The organism is Pseudomonas sp. ATCC PTA-122608 (assembly GCF_001952855.1).
GTDB lineage: Bacteria > Pseudomonadota > Gammaproteobacteria > Pseudomonadales > Pseudomonadaceae > Aquipseudomonas.
In genome coordinates, this window is sequence record NZ_LPNO01000020.1 from 32,933 (window position 1) to 48,376 (window position 15,444).

18 protein-coding genes and 1 tRNA gene are annotated in these 15,444 nt (G+C 59.2%); 4 read left to right on the forward strand and 15 right to left on the reverse strand.

What is annotated here, in order from left to right; translation table 11 throughout:
- Nucleotides 1-6 precede the first annotated feature (6 nt).
- Nucleotides 7-1,317: an MFS transporter gene (locus AU074_RS18355; RefSeq protein ID WP_076015921.1), complete on the reverse strand. Its 1,311-nt coding sequence runs from the start codon at nucleotides 1,315-1,317 to the stop codon at nucleotides 7-9.
- Nucleotides 1,318-1,476: 159 nt separating this feature from the next.
- Here AU074_RS18355 and AU074_RS18360 point away from each other — a divergent pair, with 159 nt between their 5' ends.
- Nucleotides 1,477-2,418, forward strand: coding sequence for a LysR family transcriptional regulator (locus tag AU074_RS18360; RefSeq protein WP_076015922.1), 942 nt, complete (start codon nucleotides 1,477-1,479; stop codon nucleotides 2,416-2,418).
- A gap of 42 nt (nucleotides 2,419-2,460) precedes the next feature.
- Here AU074_RS18360 and AU074_RS18365 read toward each other — a convergent pair whose 3' ends face one another.
- The 11 genes from AU074_RS18365 to dapA form a co-directional block, all read right to left on the reverse strand.
- Nucleotides 2,461-3,228 (reverse strand): anti-sigma factor, encoded by a 768-nt coding sequence (locus AU074_RS18365; protein ID WP_076015923.1) that lies wholly within the window; start codon nucleotides 3,226-3,228, stop codon nucleotides 2,461-2,463.
- The gene (locus AU074_RS18370) at nucleotides 3,225-3,722 is read right to left on the reverse strand and encodes an RNA polymerase sigma factor (protein WP_076016007.1); all 498 of its coding nucleotides are present in this window, start codon (nucleotides 3,720-3,722) and stop codon (nucleotides 3,225-3,227) included. Before AU074_RS18370 ends, AU074_RS18365 begins: the two co-directional genes overlap by 4 nt.
- A gap of 59 nt (nucleotides 3,723-3,781) precedes the next feature.
- Nucleotides 3,782-4,333 (reverse strand): tetratricopeptide repeat protein, encoded by a 552-nt coding sequence (locus AU074_RS18375; RefSeq protein WP_076015924.1) that lies wholly within the window; start codon nucleotides 4,331-4,333, stop codon nucleotides 3,782-3,784.
- Nucleotides 4,334-4,376: 43 nt separating this feature from the next.
- A complete protein-coding gene (locus AU074_RS18380; RefSeq protein WP_076015925.1) occupies nucleotides 4,377-4,934 on the reverse strand; it encodes a cytochrome b in 558 nt (185 codons plus the stop codon).
- Nucleotides 4,935-5,010: 76 nt separating this feature from the next.
- Nucleotides 5,011-5,445, reverse strand: coding sequence for a DUF86 domain-containing protein (locus AU074_RS18385; protein WP_076015926.1), 435 nt, complete (start codon nucleotides 5,443-5,445; stop codon nucleotides 5,011-5,013).
- A complete protein-coding gene (locus AU074_RS18390) occupies nucleotides 5,435-5,830 on the reverse strand; it encodes a nucleotidyltransferase domain-containing protein (protein ID WP_076015927.1) in 396 nt (131 codons plus the stop codon). Before AU074_RS18390 ends, AU074_RS18385 begins: the two co-directional genes overlap by 11 nt.
- 121 nt (nucleotides 5,831-5,951) lie before the next feature.
- Nucleotides 5,952-6,041 (reverse strand) — tRNA-Ser (locus AU074_RS18395).
- An 83-nt stretch (nucleotides 6,042-6,124) separates the two neighbouring features.
- A complete protein-coding gene (gene purC / locus AU074_RS18400) occupies nucleotides 6,125-6,838 on the reverse strand; it encodes a phosphoribosylaminoimidazolesuccinocarboxamide synthase (RefSeq protein ID WP_003211975.1) in 714 nt (237 codons plus the stop codon).
- Nucleotides 6,839-6,866: 28 nt separating this feature from the next.
- Complete coding sequence (locus AU074_RS18405; protein ID WP_076015928.1) at nucleotides 6,867-7,625, reverse strand: MBL fold metallo-hydrolase; 759 nt, start codon at nucleotides 7,623-7,625, stop codon at nucleotides 6,867-6,869.
- Nucleotides 7,626-7,629: 4 nt separating this feature from the next.
- Nucleotides 7,630-8,745: an outer membrane protein assembly factor BamC gene (gene bamC, locus AU074_RS18410; RefSeq protein ID WP_076015929.1), complete on the reverse strand. Its 1,116-nt coding sequence runs from the start codon at nucleotides 8,743-8,745 to the stop codon at nucleotides 7,630-7,632.
- A gap of 17 nt (nucleotides 8,746-8,762) precedes the next feature.
- Nucleotides 8,763-9,641, reverse strand: coding sequence for a 4-hydroxy-tetrahydrodipicolinate synthase (dapA, locus tag AU074_RS18415; RefSeq protein ID WP_076015930.1), 879 nt, complete (start codon nucleotides 9,639-9,641; stop codon nucleotides 8,763-8,765).
- A gap of 261 nt (nucleotides 9,642-9,902) precedes the next feature.
- Here dapA and AU074_RS18420 point away from each other — a divergent pair, with 261 nt between their 5' ends.
- Together AU074_RS18420 and AU074_RS18425 are read left to right on the forward strand one after the other, a co-directional pair.
- Nucleotides 9,903-10,463, forward strand: coding sequence for a glycine cleavage system protein R (locus AU074_RS18420; RefSeq protein WP_076015931.1), 561 nt, complete (start codon nucleotides 9,903-9,905; stop codon nucleotides 10,461-10,463).
- Between the two features lie 10 nt (nucleotides 10,464-10,473).
- On the forward strand, nucleotides 10,474-10,947 hold the full coding sequence (locus AU074_RS18425) for a peroxiredoxin (protein WP_076015932.1): 474 nt from the start codon (nucleotides 10,474-10,476) through the stop codon (nucleotides 10,945-10,947).
- Nucleotides 10,948-11,057: 110 nt separating this feature from the next.
- Here AU074_RS18425 and AU074_RS18430 read toward each other — a convergent pair whose 3' ends face one another.
- Nucleotides 11,058-12,128, reverse strand: coding sequence for an AI-2E family transporter (locus AU074_RS18430; protein ID WP_003211986.1), 1,071 nt, complete (start codon nucleotides 12,126-12,128; stop codon nucleotides 11,058-11,060).
- 40 nt (nucleotides 12,129-12,168) lie between these two features.
- Entirely contained in the window at nucleotides 12,169-12,408 is a 240-nt protein-coding gene (locus AU074_RS18435) for a sulfurtransferase TusA family protein (RefSeq protein WP_076015933.1), read from the reverse strand.
- A 95-nt stretch (nucleotides 12,409-12,503) separates the two neighbouring features.
- Here AU074_RS18435 and AU074_RS18440 point away from each other — a divergent pair, with 95 nt between their 5' ends.
- Complete coding sequence (locus tag AU074_RS18440; RefSeq protein WP_076015934.1) at nucleotides 12,504-13,937, forward strand: M48 family metalloprotease; 1,434 nt, start codon at nucleotides 12,504-12,506, stop codon at nucleotides 13,935-13,937.
- 67 nt (nucleotides 13,938-14,004) lie between these two features.
- Here AU074_RS18440 and AU074_RS18445 read toward each other — a convergent pair whose 3' ends face one another.
- A complete protein-coding gene (locus AU074_RS18445) occupies nucleotides 14,005-15,441 on the reverse strand; it encodes a DegQ family serine endoprotease (protein WP_076015935.1) in 1,437 nt (478 codons plus the stop codon).
- Nucleotides 15,442-15,444: the final 3 nt, after the last annotated feature.

Here is a 15,444-nt window from a genome sequence, read left to right on the forward strand (position 1 = left end):
AACGCTTCAAGCCATTTCAAGGCGGTGGGCGGTGGCGTGACGACGGGACAACGCAAGTACGCACACCAGCGAAACCGCCGCGATCGCGCTGTAGAACACTGCCATCGGCCACCACTGGCCCTGGTATTCATGGGCCAGCCAGGTGCCGATCAACGGCGTGAGGCCGCCAGCCAGCGCGCCGCACACTTGATAGGCCAGGGAGATGGCGGTGTAGCGCACGCGGGTTTCGAACAGGCCGCTGACGAAGCCGGCGATCACCGCATAAAACGAAGCCATGCACACTACGGCCAGCGCGATGCCGAGGATGATCAACGGCGCCTGGCCGCTGCTGACGAGCACGAACATCGGATACGGCGAGGCCATCGCGAGCACGGTCATCGCACACAAAAAGCGTGTGGCACCGACCTTCTCCGCCACCCAGGCCGCAAGCGGCTGGACGCAGAACTGGATGATGGCCACGACAAACAGGCATTCCAGAATCAACGAGCGCGGCAGGTTAAGTTGCTGGGTGGTGTAGGCAATCATGAAGGTGTTGGTGAAATACACCCCGGCAATCCCCAAGGTATTGGCACCAATGCACAGCAACAGCGGGCGCCATGAAGTCCTCAGCACTTCGATCACCGGTGCCTGATCCTGGGTGATGGCCCGGGCTTTTTCCGCCTTGGCCTTGTCTTCGAGGAACTCGGGCGATTCATTGACGCCCAAGCGGATCGCCAGGCCGACGATCAACAACAAGGCACTGGCCAGGAACGGCACGCGCCAGCCCCAACTGAGCAGATCGGCTTCCGGCAAACGGGTTACCGCGCTGAAGGCCAGCAACGACAGGATCAAACCCGCCGGGCTGCCCAACTGCGCAAAGGAAGCAAAAAAGTTGCGACGGCCTTTGGGCGCATGTTCGCCGGCCATCAGCACCGCCCCGCCCCACTCGCCGCCAACGGCGATGCCTTGCACGACACGCAGCAGTACCAACAGCACCGGCGCCGCTACGCCGATCTGTGCGTAGGTCGGCAGCAGCCCGATGCACACCGTCACCACGCCCATCATCACCAGCGTGATCACCAGGGATTTCTTGCGACCGATACGGTCACCAATATGCCCAAACACAATGCCGCCCAACGGCCGGGCAAAGAAGCCCACGGCAAAGGTGCCGAACGCGGCCATGGTGCTGAACAGTTTGTCGTCGGAAGGGAAAAACAGCTGACCGAACACCAGCGCCGCGGCGGTGGCGTAAATGTAAAAGTCATACCACTCGATCATGGTGCCGATGAAGGCGGCGGCCGCGGCACGGCGAGGCTGCGGCGAAGCGGAAGGCTTCATGGGGTTGGCTCCTTTGGTTATTTTTTTGGCAGGAGAAAGGTCTGGCGCTCGCGCTCTGATGGCGCTGGTTGAGGGTGATTTTTCGTCTCGACGCTATGATTAGTCAATTTTCTATTTATTATTCCAATTATAAATCCTGCTTATTATCGAGCTGTCGCCATGTCTGAAAGCCGCCGCGATGTTCACCCGCTGCTCAACGACCGCCTGGACTGGAACCTGTTGCGCACCTTCCGGGTAATCGGCCAGGAACTGAGCATCAGCCGCGCCGCCGCGCGCCTGCACCTGACCCAACCGGCCATCAGCCAGGCGCTCAAGCGCCTGGAAGAGCAACTCGACTGCCAGCTTATTGCCCGACGCGGCCCACGTTTTGTGCTGACCGAAGCCGGCGAGCAGATATTCGCGATCGCCGGCGAGATGTACGGCCAGGTCTCGCAGATGAGCAACGCCCTGCAAAAGCCCGGTGACGAGGTGATCGGCAAGGTGCGGTTGCTGATGATCAGCCGGATCAATTCAGACACCTTTGATGACTTTCTCGCCGACTTCCATCGTCAGCATCCCAGGGTCGAACTGGACGTTGAGGTGATGCGCAGCTCGGACATCGTCGCTGCCCTGCTGGAAAAAACTGCAACGTTGGGGCTCAGCCTCAATCGCCGGCCGCAACCAAGGTTGGAGCAGCATCTGTTCCTGCGTCAGCGATACGCATTTTTTTGCGGCCGACATCACCCGTTATTCGGGCGTACCGGTTTGGCGGAGGGCGATTTGCAGTCGGAGAACTTCGTGAGTTTCACCAGTGACCAGATCGGCGGGATGCTCTCGCCGTTGACCATCTTTCGTGACCAGCAGGGCTTCAGCGGGCGCATCGTGGCGTCCTCCTCCAGCCTGGAGGAAGTGCGGCGGTTGGTGATTGCCGGGTTTGGCCTGGGCTGCCTGCCGATTCATGTGGTGGCCGAAGATGTGAAGAATGGATTGCTCTGGCGCTTGCCGCCGGACGAAGGGATTACCGACGTGGATATCCACCTGCTGTGGAACCGCGAGCAGAAGATGAGCCGGGCGGAGACGGTGTTTATTGAAAGCCTGTCGGCGCGATTGGCTGCCGAATGAGTGCCATTGGTGAACAGTCGAAGGGTTATTCCATGCCAATGACTACACGGCCAGGGCCTTCTCGGCACTGCGCGCCATGATCTGCAAATCTTCAAATGGATTTCTGCCAATCAACATGAAGGCATGGGTTGGATTGGACCAAAAAACCACGTTCATTCCACGACGCTGTTCGGTGGCCATGGGCATCAGGCCTTTTTTCGCAGACGTAATACAGAGCGCCAGCGGGCCGTGACGTGCGTCGAGGTACGTTAATTGGCCAATTAATACGCCATCGTAATCGAGGATTTGTGCGCGCCTGAACTCGGCGCCCGGCAGGCTTATCGCCTCTGGGCTCAGCGGCAGACCGAGCTGGCGCCCTACCGAACTCAGTTGGGCGATAAGCGAGTCGGGATCAGCGCTGAGGTTTTCCAAGGTCTGGGGCGTATACAGCGCCATGTATTCGGCGACCGAGGCACGCCAGCCCGAACCCGGTTCAGGCCGGGGCAAGGTCATGAACAACCGATCGGCGACCACACCGGCCACCGCAAAGCTTGCCGCTACCGCGATAAACCTGCGTCGACTCAGGGTCGATGTTTGCGCCGGCGGCAGGCTATCGAGCATCGCCTGCAAACGTTCAGTGGGGGCTTGATCGAGTACCGAATCGAAAGCTGATTTGAACGACAGGTGCCCGCGCTTGAGCTGCTCTACGCGGGCAGTCATGGCTGGATCGATCCCCAGCAGGTTATCGATAACCTGACGCTGCTCAGGGTCTAACTCACCGTCCAGATAAGCCACCAGCAGTTCATCCGACGGTGGGGTGTTTTGAGTCATCGTCGTTCTCCGCTCGATTTATCCAACACGCCGCTTGAGTGCGCCGTTTCAGCCAGTTTCAAGCGCGCAGCGGCCAGCCGGCTCATCACCGTTCCCACCGGGATATGCAGGACTTCGGCAATTTCCTTGTATGAAAGCCCTTCGACGTATGCCAGAAACACCGTCTCTCGCTGGGCTTCAGGCAACGCATTGACGCGCTTGATCACCTGCGCGGCCAGCACTTGATCCTGAGCCAGTGTTTCACCGTCGAACGACAACTCTTGCTCAGCGTCGACAAACCCCTGGCCTTGCCGTACCCGCTGCGAGCGCAATTCGTTAAGCCAGATCGAATGCATGATCGTCAGCAACCAGCGGTCCAGTCGCGTGCCGGCCATGAACTGGCCTGCACGCTCGAGTGCCCGCACACAAGTGGCTTGCACCAGGTCATCCGCCACATGCTTTTGTCGCGACAGCACCAACCCGTATCGCCATAACCGTGGCAACAACTGGCTCAACTCACGACGCAACTCAGCGTCTTTGCTGATGGCAATCTCCCGACTGTTCGCTCACGGATTTAAGCCTGAGGCGCGGCGGCGATAGCTTCGGCCAGGTCTTCGTATTCTTCGCAGGTGGTACTGCACAAGGCCTTGATTTTCACCAGTTGCTCCTGGGCCAGGTCCACGCGGCCCTTGATGACGTAGGCCTCACCCAAGTACTCACGGACTTGTGCGTAGTTGGGGTCCAGGGCCACGGATTTCAGGTAGTAGCTGATGCCTTCGTCGGTGCGGCCCAGCTTGCGGGTGGCGTAGCCGCGGTAGTTCAGGGCCTTGGCAGTGTTCGGGTTTTGCAGGGTGTCGAGCAGTGACAGGGCTTCTTCGTAACGCCCGTCCTTGGCCAGACGATAGGCGTAATCAGTGCGGTCGGCGTCCGACGTGGCTTTGCTGGTTTGCAGCACGCACTTGCCGGTCTTGGTATCCCAGACCTGGCCTTTGGGGCAGTTGGGCTTGGGTGGCGCCGATTCGTCACCGGAAGCATGAGCCTGACCGGCCAGCAGTGCGGCGGCCATACAGGCACCGAAGAACAAAGCGGTACGGTAACCAACAGCGTGTTCGTGGCGATTGTTCATGGCGCTCATGCTCCGTAACGATAGGGAAAGTACAGCAGCAAACTCAGTGTTGAAGATCGCCCCAAGGGCCGGGCAGCATGCGGCGCAGCGTACCGTCGCGCTGGATGTAGTGATGCCACAGCGCGGCGCACGCATGCAGCCCCGCAAGCACGATGATCGCCCACGCGACATTGTTGTGCAGCCCACCCAGGGTGCCACGCCATTCGTGATCAATCACGAATGGCGCGGGGATGGGGAACAGTCCGAAAAAGTTGAACGGCTCGCCCTGGGCCCAGCGGAACAGGAAGCCCAGGGTCACTTGCGTCAGTAGTAACAGGTATAGACAGCCGTGGGCGATCTTGGCGGCCAGGTTAAGCGCAGGGTGGTTGTCGGCCTTTGGGTGATTACCACCGAACAGCCGCCAGAGGATACGTGCCGCGATCAGCACTGCCATGGCGATGCCGAGGGAGATATGGACGGATTGCAGGCCTTTGCGCAGTGGCGTGCCTTTTTCCAGGTTTTCCCAGATGTGGGCGCTGGCGAACATGAAGATCACCAACGCGGCGGTTAGCCAGTGGAAGGTGCGGGTCAGGCGGTCGTAGCGGTCGGCGGGGCTGTTCATGGGCGTTTCCTGGGTGGTCTGTGTGGTGAACACCGCAGCAGGAAAACTTATTCAGAGGGAGGGGAAAATTTACAGATTAGACCTGTTTATTTTCCAACCCAGCATCCTTGGTCAAAATATGCGAACTAAATGCTAGAAATTCACCCAGGTGTTTTGTGATGATCGCTACGGTAATCGGCAACTGAAGCGTCTGGTACTCGTGAACAGCAATGTTACGGAACCCGACCATGTTCTTCAGGTTGGTCAGCAACGCAGGATTGACCCAACCGCCCTGACACAACAACTCAAACACGTCACGAGCCCCTTGTGGAACCCCCAGGCGCTCACGACGAATCAAGTGTTGGCCCATGTCCAGCGCTGCCTCACAGGCACGCTGAATATTCAAAATCGCCGCATCCTGGCGTGTGAAATCTGTGGCGAAGCTGGTGGGATCTTTATCGTATTCCTGACGGGCGCGAGCAACGCACCGTTCAATGCTGGCTGCTTTATTGATGAGAACATCATCGACCATAAACTTTCCCTTCCTTCTGGATATCCGCCAACAACTCAGCCCTTGCCGTGTCCAGCGCGGTTTTTTCGCTCATGACGTAGCTCTCGAATAGACCCGCCTGGACATTCCCGGACCAGAGCCGACGCCCAGTGGTCAATACTTGGTATTGCATTACTGTTGAGGCTGCGCGCAAATCAAGCAAGTCGACTGGAACTCCAACGATATCGGCCAACTCCCCGGAGAGCTGCCATAGCAACAAAGGCTCGACCGTTCCCGCAGAAAGTACCGCAACATCCAGATCACTCTCACTACCAGCCTCACCAGACACTTGGCTACCGAACACATACACAGCCAATAGCTCGGGAACTTCAGCCTGCAAACGCGCCAGTACTTTTTTAAAATTCATGACTGATGTCCGAAGCGCCAATTAACGAAGACCGTAGCAGAATTCATTATGCAGTTTCTGACTGAAAGCAAAAAACCCCCGACAACACTGAAGTTATCGGGGGTTTTTCATTTTTCAATAATGGCGGAGAGATAGGGATTCGAACCCTAGGTACCGGTGAAGGTACAACGGATTTCGAATCCGTCCCATTCGGCCACTCTGGCATCTCTCCAACGGCGCGCATCATAACAGCCTGTTTCCTGGAAGCAAAGCGCCAAAGCGATTTTTTTCCGTGCTATCAGATGCTTGCGTCGATTACAGCGGTACGCCGAGACGGTTGGCGACTTCTTCGTAGGCTTCGATGACGTCACCGAGGCCCTGGCGGAAGCGGTCTTTGTCCATCTTCTTGCGGGTGTCTTTGTCCCACAGGCGGCAGCCGTCCGGGCTGAATTCGTCGCCCAGGACGATGGAGCCGTCGTGGAACACACCGAATTCCAGTTTGAAGTCCACCAGCAACAGGCCGGCGTCGTCGAACAGTTTGCTCAGGACGTCGTTGACCTTCAGCGACAGTTCTTTCATGCGCGCCAGTTGCTCAGCGGTGCCCCAACCGAATGCCACTACGTGGGATTCGTTGATGAACGGGTCGCCCTTGGCGTCGTCCTTGAGGAACAGTTCGAAGGTGTAAGGGTTGAGCTTGAGCCCCTCTTCCACGCCCAAACGCTTCACCAGGCTGCCGGCCGCGTAGTTACGCACGACGCACTCGACCGGGATCATGTCGAGCTTTTTCACCAGGCATTCGTTGTCGCCCAGCAGTTTGTCGAATTGGGTCGGAATGCCGGCCGCTTCGAGCTTCTGCATGATGAAGGCGTTGAACTTGTTGTTCACCATGCCTTTGCGGTCGAGCTGTTCGATGCGCTTGCCGTCGAACGCCGAGGTGTCGTTGCGAAACAGCAGGATCAAGCGGTTGGCGTCGTCGGTCTTGTAAACCGATTTGGCTTTGCCGCGGTAGAGTTCTTCACGTTTTTCCATGATGGGCTCCGCTTGCTAAGTAGGTGGGCTAGGCGATGTGCCGCCAGTCGAGCCCTGAATCTTGATCGGCCAGTTGCAGCCAGTCCGGGTCGCACCCAAGAGTGTCGACAAAACATTGCCGGGCCAGCTGCGGCAGGTTGTTCTTGCTGCTCAGGTGGGCCAGGACCAGGTGTTGCAGGTCTTGCCAGCCCAACTCATACACCAGGTACGCCGCCTGGTGGTTGTTCAAATGTCCAAACTGCCCGCCAACCCGCCGCTTGAGAAAGGCCGGGTAGTGACCCCGCGCAAGCAGGTCACGGCAGTGGTTCGACTCGATCATCAATGCATCGAGGTCGCGATAACCGTCCAGCACCTTGGCGCAGTAGGAACCCAGGTCGGTGAGCAGGCCGAAGCGCCGTTCACCGTCACTGAATACGTATTGCGTCGGCTCCTGGGCATCGTGGGCCACTTCAATCACAGCGATGCTCAAGGCGCCGATCTGCAATTGCTCGCCACCAGCCACCAAACCTGCGGGTTCAATCGGTTTGCGCATCCCGCGCAAGGTACCGCGACTCAGGTACACCGGAAGATTGTAGCGCCGAGACAGCAAACCCACGCCATGCACGTGGTCGGCATGTTCGTGGGTCACCAGAATCGCGCTTAGCTGCGCAGGGTGAACCCCCAGGCGCAGCAGGCGCCGCTCGGTTTCCCGCAGGGAGAAACCACAATCCACCAGGACGTACGTGTCGTCGTGGGCTACAAGCGTGCCGTTCCCTTGGCTACCGCTGCCGAGAACGGCAAAACGCATCGGATCAGCCCAGGTTGTCCTGAATCACGCCCAACACTTTGCGCGCCACTTCTGCCGGCGCCACGGTGTTGATGTTTTTCTCGACGGTGACTTGCACGCTTTCGCCTACCTTGCTCAAACGAACCTGGTAACGCTCGGCGCGAGTCTCGACTTCTTCCTTGGTCGGCTTGCTGCCGAACAGCTTGCTGAAGAAACCTGGCTCTTCGTCTTTCTTCTCGGCTTTTTCAGCCAAGTTGATGTAGTACAGGCCCAGGCTGCGGTTGATGTCTTCAACGCGCCATTCGCCGTGTTCCAGCGCGCGACCGACACTCGACCAGGCGCGATCCAGGTCTTCACCCAGGTTGAGCACGACGTTACCGCTGCCGTCTTCGCTGAGGCTGACGCGGCTAGGTGTGTCAAAGCTACCGGCGGCGAGCAGGGAGACGGAACCGCCCTTCTCGGAGATACGGCTCATGCTGGCGAGCATTTCGTCGACCAGGGCAGCGTCCACGCCGGTGTTGACCGAACGTGGGGTGAAGTCGACGTTGGCGGTGCTGCCGGCAGGACGCTCGGCGCTTACCACATAGACTTCACTGGTGTTGCGCTGCACGCCTGGCTCGATGCGCACGCGGATGCGGGCTTCGCTGTCATTGGCTACGCCGCCGGCTTGCAGGCGCTTGGCCATGGACGCCGACAGTTCGCTGGTGTGCTGCCACGCGGTGGTGAATTCACCGGTCTGCGGGCGTTGCTCATCGATGCGGAAACCGTTGTCCTGGAAGAACTGCACGGCCACCGGCCAGACTTCGGCAGGCGGACGCTGGGCCATGACCCAACGGGTATCGCCGCTCTTCTGCAGGCTGTAGTCGCTGGCATCGGCCACGGCCGACAGCGGCTGTGGACGCGGCACTTCGTACTCACCCTTGAAGGTGTCGTCGGCCACGTTGCGCGGAATCGGCAGCAACGGGTCAAGGCGCTTGGCGACATTGACGTCCGACGGCAATTTCATCGGGGCGGTTTGTTGGGCTTCCAGGTAATCGCTACCGCGGTCGCGGAAGTAGCCTTCCGGGCCCCAGATCCAACCGCAGCCACTGGTGCTGGAGATAATCAAGGCAAGTGCGGAAAGTCCGGCCAATCGCTTCATGCGTAGTGCTTCCTCAATTAAACCAGGACGCCGGACTGGCGCAGGGCCTGTCGCAGCGGTTCGTGACAGGCTTCGCTGAGCCAGGTGAGCGGCAGACGGATACCGTCCGGCATCAAGCCCATCTCATGCAGCGCCCATTTCACGGGGATAGGGTTGGATTCGATAAACAGGTTTTTGTTGAGCGGTGCCAATTGTTCGTGGATCGCCCGGGCCTTGACCGCATCACCGGCAATGGCCGCGGCGCACAGCTCGCTCATGGCGCGCGGTGCGACGTTGGCAGTCACCGAGATATTGCCTTTGCCGCCCAGCAGGATCAGTTCGACGGCAGTGGCGTCGTCACCGGAATACACCAGGAAGTCGCTGCTGACGCCGGCCAGGATGTCCTTGGCGCGTTGCAGGTCACCGGTGGCTTCCTTGATACCGATGATGTTCGGTACGGTGGACAGGCGGATCACGGTCTCGGCCTTCATGTCGCAGGCGGTACGGCCAGGCACGTTGTAGAGGATCTGCGGGATGTCGACCGCTTCGGCAATAGCGCGGAAGTGCAGGTACAGGCCTTCCTGGGTCGGCTTGTTGTAGTACGGGGTCACCAGCAGGCAGGCATCGGCGCCGGCTTTCTTGGCGTTCTTGGTCAATTCGATCGCTTCGCGGGTCGAATTGGCGCCCGTGCCGGCGATGACAGCAATACGCCCTGCAACGCGCTTGACCACGAACTCGATCACTTCGATGTGTTCTTCCACATCAAGTGTGGCCGATTCACCCGTGGTGCCGACCGCCACGATGGCGTTGGTGCCCTCTTGCAGGTGGAAGTCCACCAGTTTGCCCAGGCTGTCCCAGTCGAGATTACCTTGTGCATCCATGGGTGTGACCAGTGCCACCATACTGCCCGCAATCATGCAACCGCTCCTGCCGGAAAAAGAGAGCGGTAATGGTACTGGCGCCAAGATGCTTGTACAAGCGAAGTACCGCCTGAGGATGCGTTCTGGATCAACTTAGTTCGCAGCAACGCCATCATTCGGCCAAAGCGGGGTTTGATGAAGCTGATTACGTAATGAAAACGCCACCTCCTAGCCCTTGGCGATGGTTTTCGCTACCCTTCATCCTTTGATTGATACCGCTTTCATCGTATCGACCGCTCATCGCTTTAGGAAGGCTGCATGTCCACCCCCACAGTCCGCGAACAATTCCTTGTCATCAGTGCCCTTGGCGCCAACCCCATGGAGCTGACTAACGTCCTGTGCCGCGCCAGCCATGAAAACCGCTGCGCCGTCGTGACCTCCCGCCTGACCCGCCATGGCGAGTACAGCGCGCTGGTCCTGCAGATTTCCGGGACCTGGGATGCCCTGGCCCGCCTTGAAACCGGCTTGCCGGGTTTGGCCAAGAAGCACGATTTCACCGTCAACGTGGTCCGTAGCGCTGCCCTGGAGAACCGCCCCCAGGCTCTGCCTTATGTCGCCTATGTCAGTTCGGCCTACCGCTCGGACATCGTCAACGAGCTGTGCCAGTTCTTTATCGACCATAACGTCGAGCTGGAAAACCTGACCTGCGACACCTATCAGGCCCCACAGACCGGCGGCACCATGCTCAACGCCACCTTTACCGTGACCTTGCCGGCCGGCGTGCAGATCAGTTGGCTGCGCGACCAGTTCCTGGATTTCGCCGATGCCCTGAACCTCGACGCACTGATCGAGCCTTGGCGCCCACAGAACCCAATGTAAGGAAGTTTTCATGGCAGTAGTCATCGACAAACCGGTAGCCGACTTCGAAGCCCAGGCCACCAGCGGGCAGACCTTCAGCCTTGCAGGGCTCAAGGGCAAGCAAGTGGTGATCTACTTCTACCCGAAAGACAGCACCCCGGGCTGCACCACCGAAGGCCAGGGCTTTCGTGACCAGCACGCAGCGTTCAAGGCGGCCAATACCGAGGTATTTGGTGTGTCCCGGGACAGCGTGAAGTCCCACGAGAACTTCAAGGCCAAGCAGGAATTCCCCTTTGAGCTGATCAGCGACAAGGACGAAGCGGTTTGCCAGCTGTTTGATGTGATCAAGCTGAAGAAGCTGTATGGCAAGGAATACCTGGGTGTTGATCGCAGCACCTTCCTGATCGACAAGAATGGCGTGCTGCGTCAGGAATGGCGTGGTGTGAAAGTGCCAGGGCATGTGGATGCCGTGCTGGCAGCGGCGCAGGCGCTGAATAAAGCCTGACACCGAACCTGCAGGAGCGAGCTTGCTCGCGAAGGTCGTTAACGATAACGCGCCCTACCTGAATGGGCGCGCTGCCTATGAACTCTTCGCGAGCAAGTTCGCTCCTACAGTTACAACAACGGCGCCACCACCGGTTCCTGCCGGGGCCAGGCATCCAGCACCGCCTTGAACAGCGTCGCCAGGGGAATCGCAAAGAACACCCCCCAGAATCCCCATAACCCGCCAAACAACAACACCGCACAGATGATCGCCACCGGATGCAGGTTCACCGCCTCGGAGAACAGCAGCGGCACCAGCACGTTGCCATCCAGCACCTGGATGATGCCGTACACCGCCATCAGGTAGATGAACTGATCACTCCAGCCCCACTGGAACAACGCGATCAACATCACCGGCACCGTCACCACCACCGCGCCGACGTATGGCACCACCACTGAAACACCCACCAGCAGCGCCAGCAGGGCTGCGTAGTTCAGTCCAAGCGCGACAAAACCGATGTACGTGACACCACCGCAGATAAAGATCTCGATGACCTTGCCACGGATGTAATTGGCAATCTGCCGGTTCATTTCTTCGGCGACCCGGGTAATCAGCGCCCGTTCACGCGGCAGGTAGCCACGCACCCAACGACCGATCATCTCGCGGTCTTTGAGGAAGAAGAACACCAGGATCGGCACCAGTACCAGGTAGATCATGATGTTGACCAACAGCGGCAAGCTCGAAAGGGAAAAGGTCAGCGCCCATTGTCCGAACTTTCCGATTTCACCGCGGGCTACTTCAATCGCCTGGAGTACCTGCTCGTCCGACACCAAGTGCGGATAGCGCTCGGGCAACAGCAACAACAGCGACTGCCACTTGGCGAGCATTCCCGGCAGTTCGTTGAACAAGGTGATCAACTGATGCCACAACAAAGGCACCACGATCACGATAAACACCAGCAGCAGCCCCATGAACAAGGCGAACACCAAGCCCACCGCCGCCCCACCCGGCAAGCGTAAACGCTCCAGGATGGAGACCAGGCCTTGCATCAGGTACGCCAGCACCATCCCCGCCAATACTGGCGCCAACATGCCACCCAGGGTGAGCACGGCGGTAAAGGCGAGAAACAGCAGGACGGCCAGCACCACGGCTTCTTCGTCGGAGAAGTAGCGCTGAATCCAGTCACGTAACACTTTGAACATCAATAAACCTCAGGCGATAAGGACAGCACATTCAAGCGATTCAGGCCTTGCGCAACCAGTAACGATAGACGCCTGCTTCGTCTTCTTCATGCAGCAAGCTGTGGCCAGCCAGCTTGGCAAACGTACGGAAATCCCGCTGGGAGCCCGCGTCCGTGGCGATCACCTTGAGCACCGCGCCGCTGGCCAGCCGGTTGAGTTCCAGCTTGGCCTTGAGCAATGGCAGCGGGCAGTTAAGGCCACTGGCATCCAGTTCGGCATCGAAGGCTACAGCGTCGGTCATGGTTTTGCTCCGGGTGGGCATCGGGGGCGCTTAGAATATCTGGTCCGAAGCTCAGTGTCCGGCTACAGTAAGGTCTTTGTCGAAAGGCTTTGTGCATGACTTTTTTGCGCCCTACCCTGCTGACGCTGGCTTGCCTGCTGGCCTCTCCAGGCTTCGCCGACGACCTGCCGTCACTTGGCGACGCCAGTTCTGCCATTGTCTCGCCAAAACAGGAATACGATTTGGGCCGGGCCTGGCTGGCCTACCTGCGCGGCCAGGTCTCGCAACTCAACGACCCTCAGCTCAAGGACTACGTCGAAACCAGCGTTTACAAACTGGTGGAGACCAGCCAGGTCAACGACCGGCGCCTGGAATTCATTCTGATCAACAGCCCGCAGTTGAACGCCTTTGCTGCACCGGGCGGCATCGTCGGGGTCAACGGCGGCCTGTTCCTCAACGCCCAGACCGAAGGCGAATATGCCTCGGTATTGGCCCACGAATTGGCTCACTTGTCCCAACGCCACTTCGCCCGAGGCGTGGAAGCGCAGCAACGCATGCAGATCCCGATGATGGCTGCACTGCTCGGCGGCATCATCGCCGCTGCCGCTGGCGCAGGTGATGCCGGCATTGCGGCGATTGCCGGCAGCCAGGCCGCCGCGATCCAGGAGCAACGCCGCTTTTCCCGGCAAAACGAGCAAGAGGCTGACCGCATCGGCATTCTCAACCTGGAGAAAGCTGGCTACGACCCGCGCTCCATGCCGACCATGTTTGAACGCCTGATGCGCCAGTACCGTTTCGACGCCAAGCCGCCAGAATTCCTGCTGACTCACCCGGTGACCGAATCGCGGATCGCCGACACCCGCAACCGTGCAGAGCAAGCCAAGCAAGGCGGTATTGAGGACAGCCTGCGCTATCAGCTGATCCGCGCTCGCGTGCAGCTGTATTACGAAGATACTCCCGGACTGGCAGCCAAACGCTTCCAGGCCCAGCTGGATGAAAACCCGAAAAACGATGTGGCACGTTATGGCCTCGCCATCGCCCAGATCAAAGGTGCCCAGTTCAACCTCGCCCGGGAAAACCTCAAGCTGCTGCTGGCCAAGGCGCCCAACGACATTACCTACAACCTGGCGCAGATCGAGCTGGACATGACCAACAACCGCCTGCCGGACGCACAACAGCGTACAAACCGGATGTTGACGCAATATCCTGGCAACTATCCGCTGAATCAGGTGCGGGTGGATCTGCTGCTCAAGCAGAACCGCACCGCTGACGCGGAAAAAGCCCTTGAAGGTCTGCTTAAATCACGCTCGGACGACCCGGATGTCTGGTATCAGGTCGCAGAAACCCGTGGTTTGTCGGGCAATATCATTGGCCTGCATCAGGCCCGCGCCGAGTATTTCGCGCTGGTGGGTGATTTCCAGCAGGCCATCCAGCAATTGGATTTCGCCAAGCGTCGTGCAGGCAGCAACTTCCCGCTCTCCTCGCGCATCGATGCACGCCAGCGTGAGCTGATTGAACAGGAACGCCTGGTCAAAGGCATGATGAGCTAAACCTTACGGCCACAAAAAAGCCCCGCTCTCGATGCTCGAGAGCGGGGCTTTTTATTGGGCTAGCGGATTACTCGGCCAACTTGAAGGTAATGAAGCTGGCACGGCCTTGACGCAGGACACGCATCGAAACCGAGCGGTTCTTCGGCAGCGCCTTGGCGATGTCGGTGAACTCTTTGGTGGAGTTGATGGCCTGGTTGTTCAGGTGAGTGATGACATCACCCGGTTGCAGGCCGATCAGGGAGGCAGGACCGTCCTGGACTTCCTTGATCACTACACCGCTCTTGAGGTCGAAGCTCTTCTTTTGCTCGTCGGTCAACTCGGCTACGGCAATGCCCAGGCGGTTGCTGCTGCGTTCGGCACCCGGCTTACTGTTGCCCAGCGCATCAAGCGCCGCGCCTTCTTCCGGAATCGCGCCGACGGTCAGTTCAACGTTCTGGCGCTTGCCATCACGGATCACTTCCAGTTTGGCTTTGCTGCCGGCCTTGAGTGCGCCCACCAGGTGTGGCAAGTCTGCGGACATGACGATCGGCTGGCCGTTCATGCTCAGGATCACGTCGCCGACTTGCAGGCCACCTTTGGCTGCAGGGCCATCGTCCTGGATCTGCGCGACCAAGGCACCTGCCGGCTTGTCGAGGCCGAAGGATTCAGCCAGGTCCTTGTTCACTTCCTGAATCACTACGCCCAGCCAGCCGCGGCTGACTTTGCCACCGGTTTTCAGCTGGTTGGAAACATCCATGGCCACGTCGATTGGAATCGCGAACGACACGCCCATGAAACCACCGGAGCGGGTGTAGATCTGCGAGTTGATGCCGACCACTTCGCCCGCCAGGTTGAACAGCGGACCACCGGAGTTGCCCGGGTTGATCGGCACGTCGGTCTGGATGAACGGCACGTAGTTTTCGTTCGGCAGGCTGCGGCCGATGGCGCTGACGATACCTTGGGTCACGGTGTGGTCAAAACCAAACGGCGAACCGATGGCGACTACCCATTGCCCGGCTTTCAGGTCCTGGGATTTGCCCAGTTTCAGCACCGGAAGGTCCTTGCCTTCGATTTTCAGCAGGGCCACGTCGGAACGTGGATCCGTGCCCACCAGCTTGGCTTTCAACTCACTGCGATCAGCCAGGCGCACCAGAATCTCGTCGGCGTCAGCAATCACGTGGTTATTGGTGAGGATGTAGCCGTCAGGCGAGATGATGAAACCCGAGCCCAGGGACTGTGCCTCACGCTGACCACCACCGCCACGCGGCGTGCGCGGCTGGGGCATGCCACGTTCAAAGAACTCCCGCAGCATCGGCGGCAGGCCTTCAAGGTCAGGCATCTGCTGGTTGGAGACTTTGCGATCCGGCAGCTTCTGCGTAGTGCTGATGTTCACCACGGCAGGCGACGCCTGCTCCACCAGTTGGGTGAAATCAGGCAGCTCGGCCGCTTGCGCGGTAACGGCCTGACCCAGCACCAGCACCGTGGCGACTATGGAAAGGTAAGACTTCAAACGTGGTATCGACATACA

Excerpts from the sequence above, each read along its gene's own strand:
- purC (WP_003211975.1), bottom strand. The coding sequence starts at position 6,838 with ATGGAAAAACGTGAAGAACTCTACCGCGGCAAAGCCAAATCGGTTTAC.
- AU074_RS18365 (WP_076015923.1), bottom strand. The coding sequence starts at position 3,228 with ATGACTCAAAACACCCCACCGTCGGATGAACTGCTGGTGGCTTATCTG.
- AU074_RS18380 (WP_076015925.1), bottom strand. The coding sequence starts at position 4,934 with ATGAACAGCCCCGCCGACCGCTACGACCGCCTGACCCGCACCTTCCAC.
- AU074_RS18355 (WP_076015921.1), bottom strand. The coding sequence starts at position 1,317 with ATGAAGCCTTCCGCTTCGCCGCAGCCTCGCCGTGCCGCGGCCGCCGCC.
- AU074_RS18445 (WP_076015935.1), bottom strand. The coding sequence starts at position 15,441 with ATGTCGATACCACGTTTGAAGTCTTACCTTTCCATAGTCGCCACGGTG.
- dapA (WP_076015930.1), bottom strand. The coding sequence starts at position 9,641 with ATGATTGCGGGCAGTATGGTGGCACTGGTCACACCCATGGATGCACAA.
- AU074_RS18405 (WP_076015928.1), bottom strand. The coding sequence starts at position 7,625 with ATGCGTTTTGCCGTTCTCGGCAGCGGTAGCCAAGGGAACGGCACGCTT.
- AU074_RS18435 (WP_076015933.1), bottom strand. The coding sequence starts at position 12,408 with ATGACCGACGCTGTAGCCTTCGATGCCGAACTGGATGCCAGTGGCCTT.
- AU074_RS18440 (WP_076015934.1), top strand. The coding sequence starts at position 12,504 with ATGACTTTTTTGCGCCCTACCCTGCTGACGCTGGCTTGCCTGCTGGCC.
- AU074_RS18430 (WP_003211986.1), bottom strand. The coding sequence starts at position 12,128 with ATGTTCAAAGTGTTACGTGACTGGATTCAGCGCTACTTCTCCGACGAA.
- AU074_RS18360 (WP_076015922.1), top strand. The coding sequence starts at position 1,477 with ATGTCTGAAAGCCGCCGCGATGTTCACCCGCTGCTCAACGACCGCCTG.
- AU074_RS18420 (WP_076015931.1), top strand. The coding sequence starts at position 9,903 with ATGTCCACCCCCACAGTCCGCGAACAATTCCTTGTCATCAGTGCCCTT.
- AU074_RS18375 (WP_076015924.1), bottom strand. The coding sequence starts at position 4,333 with ATGAACAATCGCCACGAACACGCTGTTGGTTACCGTACCGCTTTGTTC.
- AU074_RS18385 (WP_076015926.1), bottom strand. The coding sequence starts at position 5,445 with ATGGTCGATGATGTTCTCATCAATAAAGCAGCCAGCATTGAACGGTGC.
- AU074_RS18390 (WP_076015927.1), bottom strand. The coding sequence starts at position 5,830 with ATGAATTTTAAAAAAGTACTGGCGCGTTTGCAGGCTGAAGTTCCCGAG.
- AU074_RS18425 (WP_076015932.1), top strand. The coding sequence starts at position 10,474 with ATGGCAGTAGTCATCGACAAACCGGTAGCCGACTTCGAAGCCCAGGCC.
- bamC (WP_076015929.1), bottom strand. The coding sequence starts at position 8,745 with ATGAAGCGATTGGCCGGACTTTCCGCACTTGCCTTGATTATCTCCAGC.